The organism is uncultured Aurantimicrobium sp., assembly GCF_936931525.1.
In the GTDB taxonomy this organism is placed as follows: Bacteria; Actinomycetota; Actinomycetes; order Actinomycetales; family Microbacteriaceae; genus Aurantimicrobium.
The window spans coordinates 1-22,591 of record NZ_CAKZII010000042.1 but is presented as its reverse complement, the minus strand read 5'-3'; the positions used below and the strand labels follow the sequence as shown (position 1 = coordinate 22,591).

21 protein-coding genes, 1 tRNA gene and 1 pseudogene are annotated in these 22,591 nt (G+C 54.2%); 8 read left to right on the top strand and 15 right to left on the bottom strand.

Annotated elements, in window-relative coordinates; all coding sequences use genetic code 11:
- Positions 1–181 precede the first annotated feature (181 nt).
- Positions 182–712, top strand: a pseudogene (locus Q0362_RS02040) (DNA alkylation repair protein).
- Positions 713–764: 52 nt separating this feature from the next.
- Here the strand turns inward: Q0362_RS02040 and Q0362_RS02035 are convergent.
- The 5 genes from Q0362_RS02035 to Q0362_RS02015 form a co-directional block, all read right to left on the bottom strand.
- Complete coding sequence (locus tag Q0362_RS02035) at positions 765–2,984, bottom strand: NADP-dependent isocitrate dehydrogenase (RefSeq protein WP_298119245.1); 2,220 nt, start codon at positions 2,982–2,984, stop codon at positions 765–767.
- Between the two features lie 157 nt (positions 2,985–3,141).
- A complete protein-coding gene (locus Q0362_RS02030) occupies positions 3,142–4,380 on the bottom strand; it encodes an MFS transporter (RefSeq protein WP_298119238.1) in 1,239 nt (412 codons plus the stop codon).
- Positions 4,381–4,435: 55 nt separating this feature from the next.
- Positions 4,436–4,921: a hypothetical protein gene (locus tag Q0362_RS02025; RefSeq protein WP_298119236.1), complete on the bottom strand. Its 486-nt coding sequence runs from the start codon at positions 4,919–4,921 to the stop codon at positions 4,436–4,438.
- A gap of 40 nt (positions 4,922–4,961) precedes the next feature.
- A tRNA-Tyr gene (locus tag Q0362_RS02020) sits at positions 4,962–5,046 on the bottom strand.
- Positions 5,047–5,128: 82 nt separating this feature from the next.
- The gene (locus tag Q0362_RS02015; protein WP_298119234.1) at positions 5,129–5,896 is read right to left on the bottom strand and encodes a hypothetical protein; all 768 of its coding nucleotides are present in this window, start codon (positions 5,894–5,896) and stop codon (positions 5,129–5,131) included.
- Between the two features lie 63 nt (positions 5,897–5,959).
- On the opposite strand from Q0362_RS02015, the gene Q0362_RS02010 reads away from it, so the two are divergent.
- Positions 5,960–6,448 carry a YajQ family cyclic di-GMP-binding protein gene (locus Q0362_RS02010; protein ID WP_280795356.1) on the top strand — a complete coding sequence of 163 codons (489 nt, stop codon included), beginning with the start codon at positions 5,960–5,962 and terminating at the stop codon, positions 6,446–6,448.
- A gap of 56 nt (positions 6,449–6,504) precedes the next feature.
- Here the strand turns inward: Q0362_RS02010 and Q0362_RS02005 are convergent, their stop codons facing one another.
- Both Q0362_RS02005 and Q0362_RS02000 read right to left on the bottom strand, forming a co-directional pair.
- Entirely contained in the window at positions 6,505–8,085 is a 1,581-nt protein-coding gene (locus Q0362_RS02005) for a carboxylesterase/lipase family protein (protein WP_298119231.1), read from the bottom strand.
- A gap of 4 nt (positions 8,086–8,089) precedes the next feature.
- A complete protein-coding gene (locus tag Q0362_RS02000; protein ID WP_298119229.1) occupies positions 8,090–9,118 on the bottom strand; it encodes an alpha/beta hydrolase in 1,029 nt (342 codons plus the stop codon).
- 155 nt (positions 9,119–9,273) lie between these two features.
- Between Q0362_RS02000 and Q0362_RS01995 the strand changes: the two genes are divergently transcribed.
- Complete coding sequence (locus Q0362_RS01995) at positions 9,274–10,596, top strand: aspartate aminotransferase family protein (protein ID WP_298119227.1); 1,323 nt, start codon at positions 9,274–9,276, stop codon at positions 10,594–10,596.
- A gap of 19 nt (positions 10,597–10,615) precedes the next feature.
- The gene (locus tag Q0362_RS01990; protein ID WP_298119225.1) at positions 10,616–11,059 is read left to right on the top strand and encodes a YdeI/OmpD-associated family protein; all 444 of its coding nucleotides are present in this window, start codon (positions 10,616–10,618) and stop codon (positions 11,057–11,059) included.
- 45 nt (positions 11,060–11,104) lie between these two features.
- On the opposite strand, the gene pstB is transcribed toward Q0362_RS01990, so the two are convergent.
- The 5 genes from pstB to phoU form a co-directional block, all read right to left on the bottom strand.
- Positions 11,105–11,884 carry a phosphate ABC transporter ATP-binding protein PstB gene (gene pstB, locus Q0362_RS01985; RefSeq protein WP_298119222.1) on the bottom strand — a complete coding sequence of 260 codons (780 nt, stop codon included), beginning with the start codon at positions 11,882–11,884 and terminating at the stop codon, positions 11,105–11,107.
- A gap of 28 nt (positions 11,885–11,912) precedes the next feature.
- Positions 11,913–12,926 carry a phosphate ABC transporter permease PstA gene (gene pstA, locus Q0362_RS01980; protein ID WP_298119243.1) on the bottom strand — a complete coding sequence of 338 codons (1,014 nt, stop codon included), beginning with the start codon at positions 12,924–12,926 and terminating at the stop codon, positions 11,913–11,915.
- A gap of 56 nt (positions 12,927–12,982) precedes the next feature.
- On the bottom strand, positions 12,983–13,879 hold the full coding sequence (pstC, locus tag Q0362_RS01975) for a phosphate ABC transporter permease subunit PstC (RefSeq protein WP_280795445.1): 897 nt from the start codon (positions 13,877–13,879) through the stop codon (positions 12,983–12,985).
- A gap of 134 nt (positions 13,880–14,013) precedes the next feature.
- A complete protein-coding gene (gene pstS, locus Q0362_RS01970; protein WP_298119240.1) occupies positions 14,014–15,084 on the bottom strand; it encodes a phosphate ABC transporter substrate-binding protein PstS in 1,071 nt (356 codons plus the stop codon).
- Positions 15,085–15,288: 204 nt separating this feature from the next.
- Positions 15,289–15,951 carry a phosphate signaling complex protein PhoU gene (gene phoU / locus Q0362_RS01965; protein WP_298119220.1) on the bottom strand — a complete coding sequence of 221 codons (663 nt, stop codon included), beginning with the start codon at positions 15,949–15,951 and terminating at the stop codon, positions 15,289–15,291.
- A 178-nt stretch (positions 15,952–16,129) separates the two neighbouring features.
- Here phoU and Q0362_RS01960 point away from each other — a divergent pair, with 178 nt between their 5' ends.
- Complete coding sequence (locus Q0362_RS01960; RefSeq protein ID WP_298119218.1) at positions 16,130–17,272, top strand: cell wall metabolism sensor histidine kinase WalK; 1,143 nt, start codon at positions 16,130–16,132, stop codon at positions 17,270–17,272.
- Positions 17,269–17,952, top strand: coding sequence for a winged helix-turn-helix domain-containing protein (locus Q0362_RS01955; RefSeq protein ID WP_298119215.1), 684 nt, complete (start codon positions 17,269–17,271; stop codon positions 17,950–17,952). The genes Q0362_RS01960 and Q0362_RS01955 overlap by 4 nt, the downstream gene beginning before the upstream one ends.
- Before the next feature lie 13 nt (positions 17,953–17,965).
- Here the strand turns inward: Q0362_RS01955 and Q0362_RS01950 are convergent, their stop codons facing one another.
- Together Q0362_RS01950 and Q0362_RS01945 are read right to left on the bottom strand one after the other, a co-directional pair.
- Positions 17,966–18,370, bottom strand: a complete 405-nt coding sequence (locus tag Q0362_RS01950) for an arsenate reductase ArsC (protein ID WP_298119213.1) — start codon at positions 18,368–18,370, stop codon at positions 17,966–17,968.
- Positions 18,371–18,388: 18 nt separating this feature from the next.
- Positions 18,389–18,724 (bottom strand): metalloregulator ArsR/SmtB family transcription factor, encoded by a 336-nt coding sequence (locus Q0362_RS01945; protein ID WP_298119211.1) that lies wholly within the window; start codon positions 18,722–18,724, stop codon positions 18,389–18,391.
- 267 nt (positions 18,725–18,991) lie between these two features.
- Between Q0362_RS01945 and arsB the strand changes: the two genes are divergently transcribed.
- The gene (arsB, locus tag Q0362_RS01940; protein WP_298119209.1) at positions 18,992–20,047 is read left to right on the top strand and encodes an ACR3 family arsenite efflux transporter; all 1,056 of its coding nucleotides are present in this window, start codon (positions 18,992–18,994) and stop codon (positions 20,045–20,047) included.
- Positions 20,048–20,057: 10 nt separating this feature from the next.
- Here the strand turns inward: arsB and Q0362_RS01935 are convergent, their stop codons facing one another.
- Entirely contained in the window at positions 20,058–21,413 is a 1,356-nt protein-coding gene (locus Q0362_RS01935) for an FAD-dependent oxidoreductase (protein ID WP_298119208.1), read from the bottom strand.
- Between the two features lie 69 nt (positions 21,414–21,482).
- Between Q0362_RS01935 and purD the strand changes: the two genes are divergently transcribed.
- Positions 21,483–22,591 (top strand): phosphoribosylamine--glycine ligase (purD, locus tag Q0362_RS01930; RefSeq protein WP_298119206.1); only part of this gene is annotated, 1,109 nt, incomplete at its 3' end.

Here is a 22,591-nt window from a genome sequence, read left to right as displayed (position 1 = left end):
TCAACAACTTTTAGACGAAATCGAAACACTAAAAAATCCTGAAAAATCAAAAATTCTTCAAGGATTTTTTAAAACGTGACCGTGACAATATTGAGAATGAGATATATTTTTATGAATTACCGTACATGAACTGAAATCAGTTGCTAAAAAATACCTCAAACTTTCTTTTTGAGATTTAGACATACTTCTCAAATCAAAAATACACGATCATAGATATTTAGGACTTGCTATTATTCGTTTACGCTTTGAAAAGTCTAAAGATGAAAAAGAAAAAGAAGAGTTATTCCAATTTTCACTTTCACATATTTCATCTATAAATAATTGGGATCTGGTAGATACTTTTATTCCGTATGTTTGGTGAGAATATTTTTATACGAGAAATAGGGAATTACTCTATTCACTGGTATACTCAAATAATCTCTGGGAAAGACGTATTTCTATTATGACTACTTTTTACTTTCTCAGACAAAAAGATTTCAAAGACACCATACAAATATCTCAAATCCTTTTACATGACACCCATGATCTTATTCATAAAGCAACTGGTTGGATGCTCAGAGAGATAGGCAAGCGCGATGTTGAGGTCCTCAGAAAGTTCCTCAGAGCACACGCCGCAGTGATGCCCCGCACGGAACTTCGGTATGCCATTGAAAAGCTTGATGAAGACGAGCGTCAGTATTGGCTGACCGTCAGAAGAGAATCAGCTGCTTAAACAGATAAGCCCTTGATTACTCAAGGGCTTATCTTCTGAAAGTTCTTCAGACTTAGTTGATCGAGTCGATAACCGAGTTCAAGGTTGCAGAAGGTCGCATGACCTTCACAATCTTGGCTGCATCAGGCTTGTAGTAGCCACCGATATCGGCAGGCTTGCCCTGAACTGCGATGAGCTCGGCAACGATGGTCTCTTCCTGAGAAGCGAGAGCTTCTGCAATGGGAGCAAAGATTGCTGCAAGCTCTGCATCATCGGTCTGCTGGGCCAATTCCTGTGCCCAGTAGAGAGCAAGGTAGTAGTGGCTGCCGCGGTTGTCGATGGTGCCAACCTTGCGTCCAGGTGAGCGGTCTTCTTCGAGGAAGGTTCCGGTTGCACGGTCCAGGGTGCTGGAGAGCACGAGGGCCTTCTTGTTTCCGGTGGTGTCGGAGAGGTGCTCAAGCGACGCAGCGAGTGCGAAGAATTCACCGAGTGAATCCCAACGCAGGAAGTTCTCTTCCACCAACTGCTGCACGTGCTTAGGAGCAGAACCACCGGCACCGGTCTCGAAGAGTCCACCACCGTTAAGCAGAGGAACGATCGAGAGCATCTTGGCGCTGGTGCCCACCTCAAGGATGGGGAACAGGTCAGTGTTGTAGTCGCGGAGCACGTTACCGGTCACCGAGATGGTGTCCTCACCCTTGCGGATGCGAGCCAGTGAGTACTTGGTTGCCTCTGCAGGAGCCATGATCTCAATGGTCAAGCCAGTGGTGTCATAGTCCTTGAGGTAGGTCTTGACCTTGGCAATGATCTGAGCATCGTGAGCACGCTTCTCGTCCAACCAGAAGATGGCAGGAGTGTTGCTGGCACGTGCTCGGGTCACAGCAAGCTTGACCCAGTCACGAATAGGAATGTCCTTGGCCTGGGTTGCACGCCAGATGTCACCCTTGTGAACGTTGTGAGTGATGAGGACGTCACCTGCAGCGTTGACGATGTCAACGCGACCGTCGGCAGCAATCTCAAAGGTCTTGTCGTGGCTGCCGTATTCCTCGGCTGCCTGTGCCATCAGACCCACGTTAGGAACGGTACCGATAGTTGCAGGGTCGAGGGGACCGTTGGCAATAACGTCTTCGATAGTCGCCTGGTAAACACCAGCGTAGGAAGAGTCAGGAATGACGGCAAGAGTGTCGTCTTCGCCGCCGTCAACGCCCCACAGCTTTCCACCGTTACGAACCAGTGCGGGCATCGATGCGTCGACGATCACGTCGGAGGGAACGTGGAGGTTCGTGATGCCCTTGTCGCTGTTGGTGTAGCTCAGACGAGGACCTGCAGCGATTGCTGCGGTGAAGTCAGCAGCAATCTGGTCACCACCAGCAACCTCAGACAAGCCAGCAAGGATTGAACCGAGTCCGTCGTTGGGGGTCAGGCCTGCTGCTTCAAGAGCAGCACCGTGCTTGGCGAAGACCTCTGCGAAGTAGGCCTTGACCACGTGGCCGAACATGATGGGGTCGCTGACCTTCATCATGGTTGCCTTGAGGTGGACGGAGTAGAGAACGTCATCAGCAGCTGCCTGCTTGAGGGTTTCTGCCAAGAAAGCATCGAGAGCAGATGCTGACATGAAGGTGGAGTCAACGATTTCACCCTCGAGGACGTTCAAACCTGACTTGAGAACCGTCTCGGTGCCGTCTGCAGCAGTGAAGCGAATGCTGAGGGTGTCCGCAGCGGGAATGACAACTGACTTCTCGTTGGAGAAGAAGTCATCGTGGCCCATGGTTGCAACGCGGGTCTTGGAACCGGCTGCGAAAGGCTTGTTGACGTGTGGGTGCTTGCGAGCGTATGCCTTCACCGAGAGAGGCGCACGGCGGTCGCTGTTTCCTTCACGGAGAACAGGGTTTACAGCTGAGCCCTTGATGCGGTCGTAACGAGCACGTGCTTCGCGCTCTTCGTCAGTGGAAGCATCTTCGGGGTAGTCAGGAACGTCGTAGCCAGCAGCCTGAAGTTCAGCGATTGCTGCCTTGAGCTGAGGGATCGAAGCCGAGATGTTGGGAAGCTTGATGATGTTGGCTTCTGGCTTGGTCGCCAGCTGGCCGAGCTCCTTGAGTGCGTCGGAGACCTTCTGGTCTTCCTTGAGGCGCTCGGGGAATGCAGAAAGGATGCGACCAGAGAGCGAGATGTCACGGGTTTCGATGGAAACGTCAGCAGCCTTCGCGTATGCCTGAACAATCGGCAGGAAGGACGCAGTTGCTAGCGCAGGCGCCTCATCGGTGTGGGTGTAGACAATGGTCGAATCGTTCACGTACATGCCATTCTTCGTGGGATTAGGGCTTAGAAAACTCAACCCAAAGTCTACCGGAAAATCGAAAGTATCTTGATGTCGAGCTACTTTTCCTTGCGGGCCATGTTAAGCACAGATCACACTCGAGACATTGAAGCGAAATGAAAGTTGTTCCTGCTTATACGGGTAAAGGCTGGAACGCTGTTTCTTTCATTCGGAATGACACAACCGCAGCGACAGCAAAAGCTGCCATAAAGTACACAGCCATGAGGGCGGTCAGACCCTCAAGCGCCAAGAAGGTTGCAATCATTGGGCCAGTACCGCCAAACACGGCCATAGTGAGGGCCCAAACCAAGCCAAAGGCACTTCCTCTGAGCGCAACCGGGTATCTGTCAAGCAAACTTGCCTGGACTGAGCCCGAGAGTGCTGCGAGTGGAACAGATAACAAGATTGCAGCAAGGTACACACGCCAATCTTGGGTTGCGTCCCACAACAAAAGAGCACCAGGAATAGTGAGTACCAAGAAACCGACACTGCCCATCAAGAGAACAGGTCGGCGGCCAATTTTGTCCGTCAAGCCACCAAAGAACAGAGTGAGCAATCCCAGGGTGACAAGTCCTGCCATATTCGCGCCAAAGGCGGCCTGCGAATTTGCACCAAGCAAGCTGACAATAGAAGGGAAACTTGTCACCAGGACAAAGAACGGCAGAGAGACCGCAGCACCAAGAAGAACCGTTTCCAAGACAAGGCGCTTGTGCTTACTCCAGAGAGTTCTCACCGGGTGGGGATCAGGCACGTGATCTTTAGACAACGTTTCAACAGCTTGGCGGCGAATGATGAGAGCTGCAAACCCAAGGACTCCACCGAACAAGAACGGGATGCGCCAGCCGAAGGATGACATTTGTTCACTTGTGAGCATGTTGGTCAGCACGAGGCCAAATATGGAGCCAAAGAGAGTTCCCAGCGTCACCGTAGAAATATAAACGGAGACGAACAGTCCGCGCCGTTGAGTAGTGGCACTCTCAGCAAGGAATGTTAATGCTGCGCTCGTCTCAGCGCCCAAAGCAAGCCCCTGGGCCAAACGCATCACAACGAGCCAAACAGCTGCCCACAGTCCAATTTGTGCCGAGGTTGGTGCTAAACCAATCAACGCGCTTGCCAACGCAACGATAGAAACAGTCACAGTCAAGGCTGTGGTTCGACCTAATTTGTCCGTAATTCGGCCAAGCGTGACGCTTCCTAATGGCCGAGCAATAAAACCTAGAGAGAAGACCGCGAAGGTAGACAGCAGTCCGGCAAGGGGATCATCTGATGGGAAAAATTGTGAAGAGAAAAAAATCGCGAAAGTCGCATATACCGACCAGTCGTACCACTCAACGACGTTCCCTGCTGAAGCCGCAAGAAGAGCACGGCGCATCCTCTGCTTTTCACTGATTTCCATATTCCAGGCCCGTGATCAGAAGAGGGAATGCTTACTTAGTGATACGAATTTGGTGGGTGTAAGTGTCGTCTTCGTTGTGAGTAGTGATCACTTCGCCCTGAACTCCTGCATACGCACCGGTGCCACCCACGATTGCGCGAGATACAGGCTCGTTCTTTTCCAGCTTGGTAGCTGAAGGAACGTAGTAGGAGATACCCATGACGGTAATTTCGCCATCAGGAAGATCGAAAACTGCGTTGAGAAGTCGCTCTTCGCGCTCGGGGTGGGTTCCCTGACCGAGCTGACCAACCTTAGTCATGGTGCCGAGCATCTCACCGTATGGCTTGCCATCCTTGGTGAGAGGGGATTCGAATACAGACATGTCTCCAAGATCTCCCTCAGTGTTGAGGTCGAGTGCGTGGATGTTTGAGACTCCGGCAGGGTGGGTCAACGTGATGACCTCGGGCTCCTGAGCACATCCGGTGAGGACCAGAAGTGAAAAAATCCCAGCAAGTGCGAGTGCGAAGTACTTCTTCACGATTTCCCCTAGATGTGTGAATGGAGCTTGAGAAAAAACATGGTGGCGTGTGAGGGATTCGAACCCCCGAATGCTGAGCAGTCTGATTTACAGTCAGATCCCTTTGGCCGCTTGGGTAACACGCCATCGCACATCTTCGTGATTACTCACGACTAAGTGCCCCTCAACATTACCGGCACAACGCCATAGTTGAAAATCCTCGCGAAGCTAGTTACTGGTCGGAACCTTACTTGCGTACTCATTGGCCTTATTTGCCACGTCCACCATGTACTTCGGCACTTGGTTATAACCAAAGACTGCATCCTGCCAACCCTGCGCAGTGGAGAGGTCTCCGCCGGAATAGCAGAGGTAACGACCTGCTGCGAGGGCAGCGTCATCGATGTTCTGGCCATCCTCATTGCCATCGTTGTTTCCGTCGTTGTGCCATGCGGCCCAGGTCGGCGGAACAATCTGCATGGGTCCCACTGCTCGGTCAAACTCTGCGGTTCCATCGAAGTTGCCGTCGTCGAAGTCAGGTAATGCTTTGGTGTCGTTCTTCCCATCGAGTGGGATTCCATAGATGGGTTCAGACATGTTGCCATTGGGAAGGATCTTGCCGCCAAAGATGGTGCCGTGATGAGATTCCACCCAACCAATGCCAGCCAAGGTGTTCCAGGACAGATGACATTCAGGGTCAACAACAGATAAGCCAATGGCAACCCCGGCATAAGCCGTGAGTGCGCGCTCTGGTATTCCGGTTTGCTGGGACGTTTCTTTCACCCAGGTGGGATCAGGAAGTTCCGCAATTGCTGTGTGGGCAAGTTGATCGAGCGTGAGTCCCTCAACATGTGGCGGGGTGGCCAGAACGGGAGCGAATGGTCCCTCTTCACCAACTGTGGTTCCCCCTGCACTACAGGAAACAAAACCCCACGTGGCAACACCAATCACCGCAATCACGATGAGTGTGCGGTTCCGTCGAACTTTCTTAGATGCCATCTCTATCCATTCTCTAAGCCCCGGCTGACAATCAGCCGAGGACGGGCTGGATAACATGGACTCATGGCTGATTCATCATTTGACGTAGTAAGCAAGGTCGACAAAATGGAGACCGATAACGCCCTCAACCAGGCAATCAAAGAGGTTGAGCAGCGTTACGACTTCAAGAACGTCGGCGCCTCCATTGAGTGGAGCGGCGAGAAGGTCCTCATGAAGGCCAACTCAGAAGAGCGCGTGAAGGCAATCCTCGAAGTATTTGAAGCAAAGCTGATCAAGCGTGGCATCTCCCTGCGCAGCCTGGACGCTGGCGACCCCTTCCCCTCGGGTAAGGAATTCCGCATCGAAGCCAAGATGAAAGAAGGCATCGACCAGGAGAACGCCAAGAAGGTCACCAAGCTGATCCGCGACGAAGGACCCAAGTCGGTCAAGTCACAAATCCAGGGTGACGAAGTTCGCGTCTCATCCAAGAGCCGTGACGACCTGCAGGCAACCATGGCCCTGCTCAAGGGAGCAGACCTTCCCGTTGCACTCCAGTTTGTGAACTTCCGCTAACAACTAGCAAACAAGTAAGGCCCGCCACTGGCGGGCCTTACTTCGTTAACGCAGATCTACTTGAAACCGAGAACTTCTTCGCCCCACGCTTTGCGAATGTCGCCGTCGGGGTCATTCTCGATGGTGTCAGTTCCGTTGATAATCAACGTGGTGCGAGTGTTTTCGTCATAGCGAGGCCAGGAAAGTTCTTCACCTGTTTCACTGTCGATGGTGACCGGGTCTGCAGTTCGAGCAAAGCTCAACCAGCGAGCCATCATTCGACCAGAGATGATCTTGGCTTCCTTGAGGCCGCCGAGACGGAACTGGAGTGCCTTCTTCTCCGAGAGCTTGTCGGGCAGGGTGCCAAAGACGTAAGGGAGCTCGGTTGCATGGCTGGCTCCGATGCCGAGAAGTTTCATGAGAGGCGGGGCCTGGTCGAAGCGATACATCCAGGTGGGGGCAACCTTTGAATGAGCTTCAGCAACCCAAATAGAGGGCATGCGGAATCCTGCATCACGGGCAATCTCCATGCCACCCTTTTGCTTCGGGAAGTCCGGATATTCCGCGATGATGCCAGGCTCGAGATCTTTGAGCTTGGGATTGTCCTTGGCTACGAGTTCAAACATCTCATTGATGGAGGATTCACTAATCGGCATCAAAGGAGACTTCATCATCTTGAACAGGGCTGCTTCGTCATGGTTAGTACCAATGATCAACGGAACCTTGATCTGTTTACCCGCGCGGAAGGCCGCCACGGGATAACCCGGGATCAAGTCCCCGTCCACGATGGGAGCAAAGGCAACTGTTCCAGGCCAGGTGGTTGCCACATGGTCAAGAAGATTCGTGGTCTGCTTGGCCAGCGTGACTGCATCAATCTCACGCAAGCGCTTGGCAGCATCTTTTGCCTCTACCCCGATTAAATCGAGATATGCCTGTGCGACGAGTGCAGCACGCTCTGGCTTGTAGACACTGGTTGCCGGTGAGCTCTCGGCAATTGCACGATGAAAGAGTCCCTCGGCAGAAGGCATAGTCATCAAGGTGGTGACACAACCTGCCCCAGCTGATTCCCCAAAGACGGTGACGTCGTCTGGGTTTCCCCCAAAGGCAGCAATGTTGTCTTTGACCCAGTTCAGGGCAAGAACGATGTCGCGCATTCCGAGGTTGGAGTCGAAAGGATCAGCTGGGTCGCTGAACGAGGTGAAATCTAGAAAGCCCAGCGCACCAAGGCGGTAGTTGATCGTGACAATGACAACATCGCCGGTCTCGGCGAGCGCCCGTCCGTTATACACAGCCTGTGCGGAGAAGCCGATGAAATACGCCCCACCATGCAACCAGAACATGACAGGACGTTGACGAGTGTCCCCCTCTGCACGAGGGGGTGCCCAGATGTTGAGATTCAGGCAGTCTTCATCAATCTTGACTCCGACCGGAAGAGGGATGACCTTGGTGGGTTCTTGGGGTGCGGCATTGCCAAACTCAATGGCGTCGCGAATACCGGTCCATGGCTCCACGGGAAGCGGGGCTTTCAGACGCAGTTCCCCAACTGGAGGCTTGGCATAGGGGATGCCGAGCCAGCGGTGGGTATTGCCATCGCGGGAACCGCGAACAATCCCCGCCTTGGTGGTGACGAGAAGTGTGGGGTCTGCGAATGCGTCCATAGTTCTAAAGGTATGCCTTAAGCCAGCGGGTGAGTTCATCGAATGCGTGTGCTCTGACCGGGCGCGCAGACAGAACCACGTCATGCATGGCCCCCTCAATTCGGGAGAGGGTGATGAGCTTGCCCAGCTGGTGGACGCGGGCCGCCACGATGTTCACATCGATGGCAATGTCTGCCCTCTTCATATCTGGGCTCCACTTGGGAACCAACAGGCTTCTCGTGGAGAGCCAGGTGAAGACGGGTTCTTGGATATCCAGACCAGCAGCAACTTGGGCATGACCGGTGAGAATGGCGTTCAGCCAAGCAGGACGAACAGGGAAACCGTGCTCGGGTCGCCAGTCGTAATTGAATTCCCACTCACCGTCTTTGTTCTTGTCCACGGTGCGAGAGTAGAAACCAAAGTCAATGCTGGGCATCTGCGCTTTGGGATTAATCCTGGTTCCTGCACGAAGCATGGGGGCAACTAGTGCTCTGGCTGCAGCAGTGAGCTGGTATTCCAGCCACGGGCTATTGAGCACTAGAGCATCTGCACGACCAGGATTCCTATTTGCCCACAGGCTGAAGACTAAGCCTCCCGTGGAGTGACCCATCAAGACGAGCTTGCGACCTTCGAGTGCTTTGTCGTTGGCTCCCGACTTCTTAGAGCCATGACCCATTACTTGAAGTGCTGCTTCGATGTCTTCGTCGTAATCTGCGAGGTTGTCGATGAAGCCCTCGGATTGGCCGGGGCGAATACTGCGGCCATACTTGCGCAGATCGAGAGCATAGAACTGGGCTCCTTGAGAACGCCAATACTCTGCCAAGTTCTTCTGGAAGAAGTAGTCAGACCAGCCATGGATATAGAGCACGTCCGTATTGGTTGCGTACTGTGCTGACTTCCCCAGCATCTTTTTGAAGAAGGTGGGCGTTGTGGGAGCAGGTGCCTTCACAATCGTGGCAACGACGGGACCTTCAGAATCTGGAGCAAGGTCGAGCGTCGCTTGCAGATAACCGTCGCCTACAACGTCCGGTTTCCAGGTCACATTCTTTTCCACATTTCCATTCTGACCTATGAAATATGTTGTGTGACTGTGAACCCAGCCAATAGCATCAGAACTGAGGAAATCCTCAGGAAATTTGGCTGCGAACTATCATTTTCGATAGTGAAAGCACATTATTGCCACAGATTTCGCATCTATAAAGGAAAATCATGACCGAATCACCACTCCTTCACCCTGCTGACAACGCCAGCGTCCGCGAAGCTGATACCAGTAATGTCTTTCACTCCTGGTCAGCACAAGGCACTCTCGCGCCTTTCGTCATTGCCGGAGGTAAGGGTGCTCACGTCTGGGATTACGAAGGCAACACCTACCTCGACTTCTCCTCCATGCTGGTCAACGTCAACATTGGTCACCAACACCCCAAGGTGATCGAAGCCATCAAGGCACAGGCTGATGTGCTCACCACAGTGGCACCAGCTCACGCCAACAACATTCGTGCCCTCGCTGCCCAGAAGATTCTTTCTCACACCCCCACAGGCTTCGAGAAGGTGTTCTTCACTAACGGTGGTGCTGATGCGAACGAGAACGCTATTCGTATGGCACGTCTGCACACCGGCCGTGACAAGGTCATTTCGTTCTACCGCAGCTACCACGGCAATACCGGTGCAGCAATTGTCTCCACTGGTGACTGGCGCCGTATTCCTAACGAATACGCACGTGGTCACAAGCACGTCTTTGGCCCCTACCTTTACCGCACCGAATACTGGGCAACCACCCCTGAGCAGGAAACCGAACGTGCCCTGCACTTCCTCGAGCGCACCATTCAAGCAGAAGGCTCTGCAAGTATTGCGGCCTTCCTGATTGAATCCGTTCCCGGCACTGCAGGCATCCTGACTCCCCCACCCGGATACCTCAAGGGTGTTCGTGCTCTGGCAGATAAGTACGGCATTATTCTCATCTTGGATGAGGTCATGGCTGGCTTTGGTCGCACCGGTGAATGGTTCGCCTTCAACGCGTTCGACGTGGTTCCTGACCTCATCACCTTCGCCAAGGGCGTGAACTCTGGTTACATCCCCGTTGGTGGTGTGATTATCAACAACGAGCTCGCTCACGCGTTCGATGAGCGCGTCTTCCCCGGTGGTCTTACCTACTCTGGCCACCCACTGGCCATGGCCAGCATCGTGGCCACCATCGAAGCGATGGAAGAAGAGAAGATCGTCGAGAACTCCAAGATGATCGGTGAGAAGGTTTTGGGCCCCGGCCTGAACGCGCTCAAGGACAAGCACCAGATCATCGGTGACGTCCGTGGTTCAGGTGTGTTCTGGGCTGTTGAGTTCGTGACCAACCGAGACACCAAGGAACCCGTGGACGCTGCCTGGATGGGCAAGCTCAAGGCTGCACTCTTGGCTCACAAGCTTCTGCCCTTCATGGCTGATAACCGTCTCCACGTTGTGCCACCATGCGTCGTCACTGAAGACGAAGCTCGTGAAGGTCTCGCCATCATTGATGCTGTTCTCACGGAGCTGAGCTAGCGCCTCAAGAGGCACAGTCATGGCTGTCAGCTACACAACCGAGGTTCTCGGTGAAGGCAACCATGCTTCTTTACTGATTCCAGAGTGGGTTCTCACTGAACTCCACGCCAATAAGCGTGCTCCGCTGAAGGTCACCATCAATGGCCACACTTACCAAAGCACTGCGGTGGGTGTTGCCGGAGAATGCCGAGTCGTCTTCCCTCAGAAAGAACGACTGGCAGCAGGAGCGTCCTCAGGTGAGACAGTCACCGTGCATCTCGAGCTTGATGCCGGTTACCGAGAAGTCGAAATGCCAGAAGAGCTTCTGACAGCTCTATCCCAGGCGCACCTTGAGGATGCCTTTGCCCAGTTGAGCTATTCCATGCGCAAAGAATTCGCGCGCTCAGTCAGAGAGGCCAAAGCGGCAGATACAAAGTCACGTCGTGTGCACAAAGCCATCGAGAAAATCACCGGCTTGGCATAAAGAAACCCCCTCCGCAGGAGGGGGTTTCTTTTGTGAACTGAGCGATTATCCGAATCGACCGGAGATGTAGTCCTCAGTTGCCTGAACGTGAGGGTTCTCAAAGATCGTGGTGGTGTCATCGAACTCGATGAGCTTTCCAGGTTCACCAGTGCCAGCAATGTTGAAGAAGGCGGTCTTGTCAGAGACACGTGAAGCCTGCTGCATGTTGTGGGTCACGATGACGATGGTGTACTTCGCCTTGAGCTCATCAATGAGGTCTTCAATTGCGAGGGTGGAGATGGGGTCCAGAGCCGAGCAAGGCTCATCCATCAGAATGACCTCGGGTGAAACTGCGATCGCACGAGCAATACACAGACGCTGCTGCTGACCGCCGGAGAGACCAGAACCAGGAAGGTTCAGACGGTCCTTGACCTCTTTCCAGAGGTTGGCACCCTTGAGTGACTTCTCAACCAAGTGCTCAGCATCTGACTTTGACATCTTCTTGTTGTTGAGCTTCACGCCAGCGAGAACGTTGTCGGCAATCGACATGGTGGGGAAAGGGTTGGGGCGCTGGAACACCATGCCCACCTGGCGACGAACCAATACGGGGTCCACGTCAGCGTCATAGAGGTTCTTGCCGTCAATCATGACTTCACCCTCAACGCGAGCACCGGGGATGACCTCGTGCATGCGGTTCAGGGTGCGGAGGAAGGTGGACTTGCCACAACCGGAAGGGCCAATGAAGGCGGTGACGGTGCGGGGCTCGATGGTGAGCGAAACGTCTTCGACGGCCTTGAACTTGCCGTAGTACACGTTGAGGTCTTTGACTTCGATGCGCTTAGACACGAGATTTCCTTCTTCGGTGGGGTGAAACTTAGCGGAGGCCCTTGGGAGCCAAAAGCTTAGATACGAGGCGGGCAATGAGGTTGAGGGCCATCACGATAAAGATCAGCACAAGTGCACCAGTCCAGGCGCGGTCAATGTATGCCTGAGCATCTGAGCCTTGGCTGGCGTACTGGGTGTAGACAAAGACGGGCAGGGTAGCCATGCGGTCTGAGAACAGGTTGTAGTTCATGCTCGTGCTCATACCCACGATGATGAGCAGCGGTGCGGTCTCACCGATGATGCGAGAGATGGAGAGCATCACACCGGTGATAATTCCACCGATGGCAGTGGGGATGACAATCTTCACGATGGTGAGCCACTTGGGAACACCGAGGGCGTAGGACGCCTCACGCAGTTCGTTAGGAACAAGCTTGAGCATTTCCTCGGTGGAACGAACCACCACAGGAATCATGAGGATCGAGAGAGCAACAGCGCCACCGATACCAAAGCGGATGCCGGGGCCCAAGACAATCGCGAACAACGCGAAGGCAAACAGACCAGCCACGATCGAGGGAATACCGGTCATCACGTCCACGAAGAAGGTGATGGCGCGAGCTAGACGGCCGGTGCCGTATTCAACCAAGTAGATGGCGGTCATGATTCCAATAGGAACCGAAATGATTGTTGCTGCGAGGGTGATTTCGAGGGTTCCCATGATGGCGTGAAGACCACCACCACCTTCACCGACGACGTTACGCATAGAAGAGCTGAAGAAGGTGGCATCGAGGCGAGGAAGACCGTTGACAAATGCCGTGGAGACGAGCGAAACCAGAGGCAACAGCGCAACGATGAACGCGGTGGTGACCAAGCCCGTAGCGAGGCGGTCAGAGGCCTTACGGCGACCTTCCACAATGCGCGAGAGCACGTAGGACAGAAGGACAAACAAAATTGCCGAGACAAAAACGGCAGCAACAATGTTGAAGCCTTCAGAAATCCCTGCGGCAGAAAGAACAGCAAAGATTCCAAACGCAACCAGCGCACTCACGCCAGCAGTGATCCACATCACTGTCTTGGACAGGTGACGTGCACTTGTGGGTCCGGGGACAACGAGGGCGGACATTAGTTTGCTCCCGAGAATGCCTTGCGGCGGTTGATCACCATACGAGCAAGTGAGTTCACCAGCAGTGTGATGAGGAACAAAATCAAACCAGTTGCGATCAGCACGTTCACGCCGAGGTCGTGTGCCTCGGGGAAGTTCAACGCAATGTTGGCAGCAATCGTGGTGGGGTTCTGAGACTGAATCAGTGCGAACGAAATAATCACGGAAGGCGAAAGCACCATGGCCACAGCCATGGTCTCACCGAGTGCACGACCGAGACCCAACATGGTGGCAGAGATGATGCCGGGACGACCAAAGGGAAGCACAGCAACCTTGATCATTTCCCAGCGGGTAGCACCGAGAGCCAGAGCAGCTTCTTCGTGCAGACGAGGAGTCTGCAGGAAGATCTCGCGAGAAAGAGCGGTGATGATCGGGAGGATCATGACGGCCAGCACTACGGCCACGGTCAAGATGCTGCGACCGGTACCGGAAACGGGGCCGGCGAAGAGGGGAATCCAACCCAGGTTGTCCACCAACCAGGAGTAGAACGGCTGCACAGCAGGAGCCAGAACAGTGATGCCCCACAGGCCAAAGACAACCGAAGGAACAGCGGCCAGCAGGTCAATGACATAACCCAAGCCCTGAGCAAGTTTGCGGGGGGCGAAGTGAGAGATGAAGAGTGCGATACCAATTGCGAAGGGAAGAGCAATCACGAGTGCGAGGGCGGCAGCCCAGATTGTTCCGAAGACCAATGGAATGACATAGGTCCAGAAACCTTGTCCGTCATTGACATCTGCGGGGTCTGCGAGGAACGCAGGAAGACTTTGTGCCACCAAGAAGATGGCAACTGCAGCAAGCACGGCGAGGATAAGAGATCCTGCGACAAGGCTAGAGGTAGAGAAGACTTTGTCTCCCATACGACCAGGAGCTTTAGCCTGGGTCGATTCCTGAACTTCGATAGCCACGAGTCATTCCTACTGCAATTAAGGGGATTGGGGTAATGCTCGGCTCAGAAAATCATAAAGATTTCTGAGCCGAGCATCGAAAGGTGTTACTTGATTGCTGAGACGATGGCGAGGGCCTTCTTGGAAGTCGTCGCATCGAGAGGGGCGGAACCAGCTGATGCTGCTGCATCTGCCTGACCCTGCTCGCTCAGGATGTACTCGAAGTAAGGCTTGACCAGGTCAGCTACACCAGCTTCTGCGTACTCGTTGCAACCGATCAGGTAAGAAACCAGAACGATGGGGTAGTGAGTTGCATCGGTGGTGGTGCGGTCGATCTTGATCGCCATGTCGGACGCGTCGCGGCCATCTACAGCTGAACCGTCTGCAACAACTGCTGCAGCTGCCTCAGGGGTGTACTTGATGAACTTGTCGCCCACCTTGATGTTTGCAACAGAAAGCTTTCCAGCCTTCGAAGCGTCTGCGTAACCAATGGTTCCGGTACCGTTCTTGACTGCGTCAACAACACCCGAGGTGCCCTGTGCGCCTTCACCGGTCTGGAAGGGGAATGGGTCAGCAGGCTTCTCGATTGCCCAGTCAGCCTTAGCGGTCTGGAAGAGGTAGTCAGAGAAGTTCTTGGTGGTACCCGAGTCGTCCGAGCGGTGTACTGCAGTGATTGCAGTTGCAGGAAGCTTGGCCTTGGGGTTGAGTGCAACGATTGCTGGGTCGTTCCAGGTGGTGATTGCACCGGAGAAGATCTTCGCAATGGTGGATGCGTCGAGGTTCAGGTCAGTTACGCCATCAACGTTATAGATAACGGCGATGGGAGAGATGTACGCAGGAACCTCGAATGGGAGGGTGCCAGCTGCACAAGCTGCGAAGGGAAGAGCGAGCTCTTCGTCTTTGAGGTAAGAGTCAGAACCAGCGAAGTTAGATCCACCAGCAATGAAGGTCTCGCGACCAGCACCGGAGCCGGAGGGGTCGTACGTGATGGTGACACCAGGGTTAGCGGTCTGGAATGCAGCGATCCATGCTTCCTGAGCAGAGCCCTGGCTGGATGCGCCTGCACCGACGAGAGTTCCCTCGAGGCTGCTCACTGCTGAATCTGACGAACCAGATTCATTTGCTGCACAGGAACTGAGAGCGAGAGCAGCGGTAGCTGCAACTGCAATAGCTGCCATAGGGCGGCTGAAACGCGTGATGTTCACGTGAAATCCTTTCAGGATTTTTTCTCTTGGTGTGTGGACTCTTACTGAATCCTGAGTTCAGAGTAAGTGGGCTGGGTGACGTTGAGGCACACACAAGGTGAACAACAGGTGAACGCTTGCAAGCCTTCTGGTTTAACGCAAAAAGCCCCGGAAAACCGGGGCTTTTGAGCAAAGAATTTATTCTTCAGCGCCGAGCTCAGGAGCCCATTCACCTGTCGAGAGATACATCACCTTACGGGCGATAGAAATCGCGTGATCAGAGAAACGCTCGTAGTAGCGGCTTGCCAAGGTTGCATCCACGGTGTCCATGTTGGTTCCAGCCCAGGTGTCAGAAAGAACCTTGTCGAAAACAGAAAGGTGGAGGGCGTCGATCTTGTCATCCAAGTCACGGATCGTGTCAACGTGCTTGAGCTGCTGAGTCTTCAACATCTTGATCAACTTCTCAGCAATCTTGATATCGATTTCACCCATCTCAGTAAAGGTTGTTCGCAAACCCTTAGCAATAACCTTCTCAGGGAAGCGGTAACGAGTGAGCTGAGCAAGATGTTCAGCCATGTCACCCATGCGCTCGAGCGATGCGCTCATTCGCAATGCGCTCACCACGACACGGAGGTCGCGAGCTACCGGCTGTTGGCGGGCAAGAATCTGAATTGCGAGCTCATCCAGGGTGAGAGCAAGTTCATCAATACGCGCATCTTCTTCAATGACCTGTTCGGCCAGAGAAATATCGCTGTTCTGGAATGCAGTGGTGGCTTTACGCATTGCCTCGGCAACGAGCTCGGCGATCTCTACAAGACGCTGCTGAACTTCGTGAAGTTCTTGCTGAAACACATCGCGCATGTGAATTCCTTTAAGTCGTAGTGGTCAACTGCTATTCCAGTAAGCCGTGTGACGGTAACGCCCGGTTGTCAGAAAGGTTAACGGAAATGGTTAGTCAGGTGAACAGTTGACTTTTCAACCCTACTCCTGCGGTTTTTCTTTTTGAGCGAAGGTATTCGTGGGTTAGCGTTAGAGCATCATGTCGGCATCGGTTGTATTGCTTGCTCTCGGAGTTGGAGCGGTCGCGGGTGCGGCCATAGTCCTGCTCATCATCTGGGTTGTGCGCCAGCGTGAAATAGAAGAGGAAAAAACCTCCAACGACATTCCTAAAGGCGTTGCTCTTCTCATCAAGAAGCTTGATGGTGCTGTGTTTATCACCGACAAATCTCTCAACGTTCTTGCCGCCTCTGAAGGTGCGAGCAAACTCTCTCTCGTTGCACAAGGACGAATCCTTATTCCAGAGTTGGTCACACTCGCAGAACAAGCATCGGCGGGTAAAGATTCCCGTCGTGAAGACTTCGAGATTTCTCGTGGTCCACTCGGAGATGCAACACAAACCATCACAGCGCATGCCTCTCCCTTCCGGTCGCGGTTTGTTCTCGTGACAGTGATTGACCGTGGAGAATTTCTTCGTCTTGACGAGATCCGCCGCGAATTCGTAGCGAACGTGAGCCATGAGCTGAAAACTCCCATTGCGTCTGTAGGTCTTCTGGCAGAAGCCCTTCAGGAAGCAGCTGACGACCCTGAAATGGTGCGCCACTTTGCAGAACGCCTCACGAGTGAGGCTGAACGCCTAGGTTCCATCACCCGCGAGATCATCGAACTTTCCCGGCTTCAAGGCGAGGGAGCGCTTGCTGAGTTTGAGCCCATAACCGTGCAATCCATCATCGACAAAGCAGTTGACCAGAACCGCGTCGTGGCGAAAGCAAAACAGATCAAATTGGTCTCAGGTGGAGAACTAGACGCGGTGATTTATGGCGACGGGGCTCGCCTTGTCGTTGCACTCAATAACCTCATTGCCAACGCGGTTCACTACTCTCCCGAAAACTCTCAGGTGGGAATCGGTGCTGTTCGTCGCGACTCCTTTATTGAGATTGCTGTCACTGACCAGGGCATCGGAATGACCAAGGAAGAAGTTGAACGCGTCTTTGAGCGTTTCTACCGAACCGACCAAGCACGTTCACGTTCAACTGGGGGAACTGGCTTGGGCCTGAGCATTGTGAAGCACATCGTTTCCAACCACGGTGGAGATATCCGGGTGTGGTCAGCACCTGGCAAGGGTTCCACCTTCACCATCCGTATTCCTGAAGCAGAAACTCCTGGAAAGGACACCTCCGCGTGACCCGCATCCTGCTCGTTGAAGACGAAAGCTCCCTGAGTGAACCTCTCTCCTTCCTCCTTGGCCGTGAAGGCTTTGAAGTTGAGATCGCTGAGGACGGCCAACTCGCCCTCGACATCTTTGCCAACGGTAACTTCGACATCATCCTGCTCGACCTGATGATCCCCAAGGTCCCCGGCAATGAAGTGTGCCGCCAGATTCGCACCACCTCCAACATCCCCATCATCATGCTCACCGCTAAGGACACAGAGGTGGACAAAGTTGTGGGTCTGGAACTGGGCGCTGACGACTACGTCACCAAGCCCTACTCCACTCGTGAGTTGCTGGCCCGAATCAAGGCTGTCCTGCGTCGCAACGTCAAGGACGAAGTTCAGGACGATGACGGAGTCATTGAGATCGCAGGTATCCGTCTCGATGCTGATCGTCACACCCTCCACGTTCAGGGAGCCCTCGTGGCAACCCCGCTTAAAGAGTTCGAGCTCCTCGAATACCTCATGAGCAATGTGGGGCGTGTGCTCACTCGTGGTCAACTCATTGACCGCGTCTGGGGAACTGACTACTACGGCGACACCAAAACCCTTGATGTGCACATCAAGCGTTTGCGCTCCAAGATTGAAGCAGACCCAGCTGAGCCTGTGCACCTCGTCACGGTGCGTGGTCTGGGATATCGCTTCGACGCCTAAATCGGCACTCGCGTTATGCGGGGGCGATCTCTGAAATCAGCTGCTCAATGCGTGCACGAATGTTGTCGCGGATAGGGCGAACAGCTTCGATGCCCTGGCCTGCTGGGTCGTCCAGTTCCCAGTCTTCGTAGCGCTTACCTGGGTAGAACTTGCAGGTGTCACCACAACCCATAGTGATCACAACATCGCTCGCTTGCACTGCATCATCGGTGAGGATCTTGGGGGTGTTGTGAGCAATGTCGATGCCCTCTTCGAGCATGGCTTCAACAGCAACAGCGTTGATGGTGTCCTTGGGCGCAGATCCTGCGGAGAGAACCTCAACACGGTCTCCGGCAAGGGCCTGGAGGTAACCGGCAGCCATTTGTGAACGTCCAGCGTTGTGAACACAAACAAAAAGGACGGTGGGTTTCGTTGTCATGAGAAAACTTTCGTGTGGTTAGTCAGTGCAGCAGGAATCAGAAGATGAGACAGGCCCCAGGTTCAAGGCCAACAAAATATTGGTGGCAGCAGGAGTGAGTGAGAAATATGCCCACTTCCCTTTCTGGCTGCGGTTGAGAAGTCCGGCATCAACCAACAGTTTCATGTGATGGCTCACGGTGCTCTGCGCCAAGTTGGTGTCAGGAGTGAGATCACAGATGCAGGCACCATCAACGCACTGTGCTCCGGCAATCTTGAGCAAGAGGTTCAGTCTGGTCTCGTCACCGAGAGCTTTGAGTTGCTGTGCAAGCTCAGCAGTGGTGATCTCTGGTGCAGTGATTTCTGTGGTGGCCATGTTCAAAAGTATATATTGACAAATATCGATATGAGAGTGATATTGTATTAACGAATCGATAACTTTCGATTTATTATCCACCTCATCTTTTTTAGGCGAGAAAGGAACACCATGACCTCGATCAACATGATCTCGGGCGGCGATGGCGGTTGCTGCGGCGACACTGGCTGCTGCTAATCCCACCCCGTAAAGCCCCACCAGTTCTGCAAAGAACAGATGGGGCTTCACTCTTGCCCCAAAGAAACTGAACTCAAGGACAATGTAAAGATGACCACGAACGTAGAAACTCAACTGCTCGATAAGCGCCTGAGCACTACTGACCGCTATCTTCCAGTGTGGATCTTGCTGGCCATGGTTGCCGGTGTTCTCATCTCTTTCGTCGCTCCCGGCTTCAGCACCTTCCTGCACGAGTTCTCTGTCGGCACAGTGAGTGTTCCCATTGCCATCTGCTTGTTGGTCATGATGTATCCCGTGCTGGCCAAGGTTCGTTATGGTCAGGCCAGCTTGGTCGCCAAAGACCGCCGCCTGGTGATCCCCACCTTGATCATGAACTGGATCTTTGCACCTGCTCTCATGTTCACCCTGGCCTGGATCTTCATGGCAGATCAGCCCGAGTTCCGCACCGGCCTCATCGTGGTGGGCATTGCCCCCTGCATCGCCATGGTGATGATCTGGATTGATCTCGCTGGCGGCGACCGCGAGTCAGGCGCGTTCCTGGTTGCCATCAATGCAGTTATTCAGGTGCTTGCCTTTGGCGGCCTGGGTTGGTTCTATCTCCAAGTACTTCCTAGCTGGTTGGGTCTGCCCACCACCAGTGCCGAGTTCTCTTTCACTGCCATCACGGCCAGCGTGCTTTTCTTCCTCGGTGTGCCCTTGGTCGCTGGATTCCTCTCCAGGGTTATTGGAGAGAAGCTCAAGGGACGCTCGTGGTATGAGAACACCTTCGTTCCTATCGTGAGCCCCTTTGCTCTCTATGGTCTTCTTGCCACCATCGTCTTACTCTTTGCCTTACAGGGACAGCAAGTAGCCAATAACCCTTTGTCTGTAGTACTCATCGCGATTCCCCTGGTGATTTACTTCCTCATTACCTTTGTCATCGGATTCTTCCTCGGCAAGGCCGTAGGCCTGACTTATAAGAAGACTGTCACTTTGGCATTTACCGCATCAGGTAACAACTTTGAACTTGCTATTGCCGTCGCGATTGGCACCTTTGGTGCCACCAGCGGCGAAGCGCTGGCTGGCATCGTGGGACCGTTGATTGAAGTTCCAGCGTTACTCGCGCTGGTGTATCTCGCGCGTTACCTACAGAAGAAGTTGTTCTAAAGAATCAGTGCTATTCGGGGCGTGAAGCCTTGAGCATGGTCTCGCGGTCTACGACCTTAATGCGAGCACGTCCTTCTGGTTCGCCGAGCTTCTGCTCGTATTCGTCCAGTGCAGACCAGCCTTCAGCGGTGGTGTATTCGATGCCGCGGCTATCCATCAGGTCCACGATCGAGCCTTCCTCGGGCTCTTCCGGAGTCCACCAGGTTGCCTGATCAGCAAGAACGTGGGCGATGGTTTCCATCGCGTCGCTCTTGGTGTGACCAATGAGGCCAACTGGGCCACGCTTGATCCAGCCGGTGGCATAGGTGCCCGGAATCTGCTTGCCAGATTCGTCAATAACCTGGCCTTCGTGGTTAGGAATAACCCCCTTAGCCGCGTCGAAGGGAACATCCTTCAGAGGAGAGCTGTAGTAACCAATGGCACGGTAGTAGGCCTGGATCTCGACCTCGCGGATTTCCCCGGTACCGACCACACCACCGTTGCCATCTGGCTTGGTGCGCTCGTAACGGAATCCTGTGACGTTACCGTCAGCGTCACCGAGAACCTCGAGAGGGTTGGCATAGAAGTGCAGGTGGAGACGGCGTGAGGCCTTGCCGGTCTCTCGGGTGCGCCATTCGTTCATCACCTTGTTGAGAACGAATACCTGCTTGTTGGAATCAATCAGTGCCTGGCTCGCAGGGTCAATGTCGAAGTCTTCGTCATAGACGATCATGTCGACGTCGCGCAGTTCACCGAGTTCACGCAGCTCAAGAGGAGAGAACTTGGCCTGGGCTGGACCACGGCGGCCAAAGACGTGAACGTCGGTGACAGGAGAAGCCTTGAGGCCTTGGTAGACATTGTCAGGGATCTCGGTGACGAGAAGATCATCAGCGTGCTTGGCCAGCATTCGGGCAGCATCCAATGCCACGTTGCCGTTACCAATCACGGCAACAGACTGAGCCGTCAGCGGCCAGGTGCGAGGAACGTCAGGGTGACCGTCATACCAGCTGACGAAGTCAGCAGCGCCATAGCTGCCCTCAAGTTCGATGCCGGGGATGTTCATCGGAACATCCTTGGTGGCACCGGTGGAGAAGATGACGGCGTTGTAGTGCTTCTTCAGATCATCCATGGTGATGTCCACGCCGTATTCGACGTTGCCAAAGAGGCGGATGTCGCCGCGGTCCAGAACCTCGCGCAGTGCACCGATGATGCCCTTGATGCGGGGGTGGTCATGAGCAACACCGTAACGGACGAGTCCGTAGGGGGCAGGAAGGGTTTCAAAGAGATCGATAGAGATATCGAAATCGCGCTCTGCCTTCAGAGCAATATCTGCTGCATAAATACCAGCGGGACCGGCGCCAACAATGGCCAGACGAAGCTTGTTCACGGGGTATAAATCCTCTTACGTGTCAGTCAAGTGAATCCCCAGTTTAGCTGGGGGCAATAGGCTTAAGAGGTGAAAATCCTGGTTCTTGGCTCCGGCGCACGTGAGCACGCAATTGTTACCGCCCTGCTCGCCGAAAATGCTGACCACGAGATCACCGTTGCCCCCGGCAACGCAGGCATCGCGCACGATGTCCCCTGTGTCACCACAGACATCCTCGACCCTGAAGCTGTGGCCTTCCTCGCTGAAGGTTTAGACGTTGATCTGGTTGTCGTCGGCCCCGAAGCTCCGTTGGTTGCCGGTGTTGCAGACCCACTGCGCGAGATGGGTATTCCCGTCTTTGGCCCTAACCAGGCAGCAGCTGCTCTGGAAGGCTCCAAGACTTTCGCCAAGCGCATCATGGATGAGGCTGGCGTCCCCACTGGCCGTGCCATTAAGGTCTCCACACTGCTGGATGCTGAGACTGCTCTCGATGACTACGGCTCCCCCTACGTCATCAAGGCCGACGGCCTTGCTGCCGGTAAGGGAGTACTTGTCACCCACGACCGCGATGCAGCGGTTGCCCACGCCTCTCACTACCTGACCCAGGGTTCTGTGCTGATCGAGGAATTCCTCGATGGCCAAGAAGTTTCCCTGTTTATGTTTGCTGACGGTCACGATGTTCTGCCACTCTCGCCTGCTCAGGATTTCAAGCGCCTGAAGGACAATGACGAAGGACCCAACACCGGTGGCATGGGTGCTTACTCACCACTGCCCTGGCTAGCAGATCAGTTCGGGAGCGAAGAAGCCTTCGTCACCGAAGTCATTGACACCATTGCGTTTCCCACCGTGCGCCAGCTCGAAGCAGAAGGCACCCCCTTCCAGGGTCTGCTCTATTGCGGATTGATTCTGACCGCCAAGGGCATCCGCGTCATTGAATTCAATGCTCGCTTTGGAGACCCTGAGACCCAGGTTGTTCTTCCCCGCTTGAAGACTCCTTTGTCTGAGCTCATGTTGGCTTCTGCGGAAGGAACTCTTGCTGGACGTCCGCGTCCCGAGTTCTCCGACGAGGCTGTTGTCACCGTTGTTCTCGCCAGCGAGAACTATCCCGAGACTCCTGTGACCGGTCGCGTGCTCATCGGCATCGATGACGCTAACAGCATTGAGGGTGTTCACGTCACCCACGCTGCTACTGCGCTCTC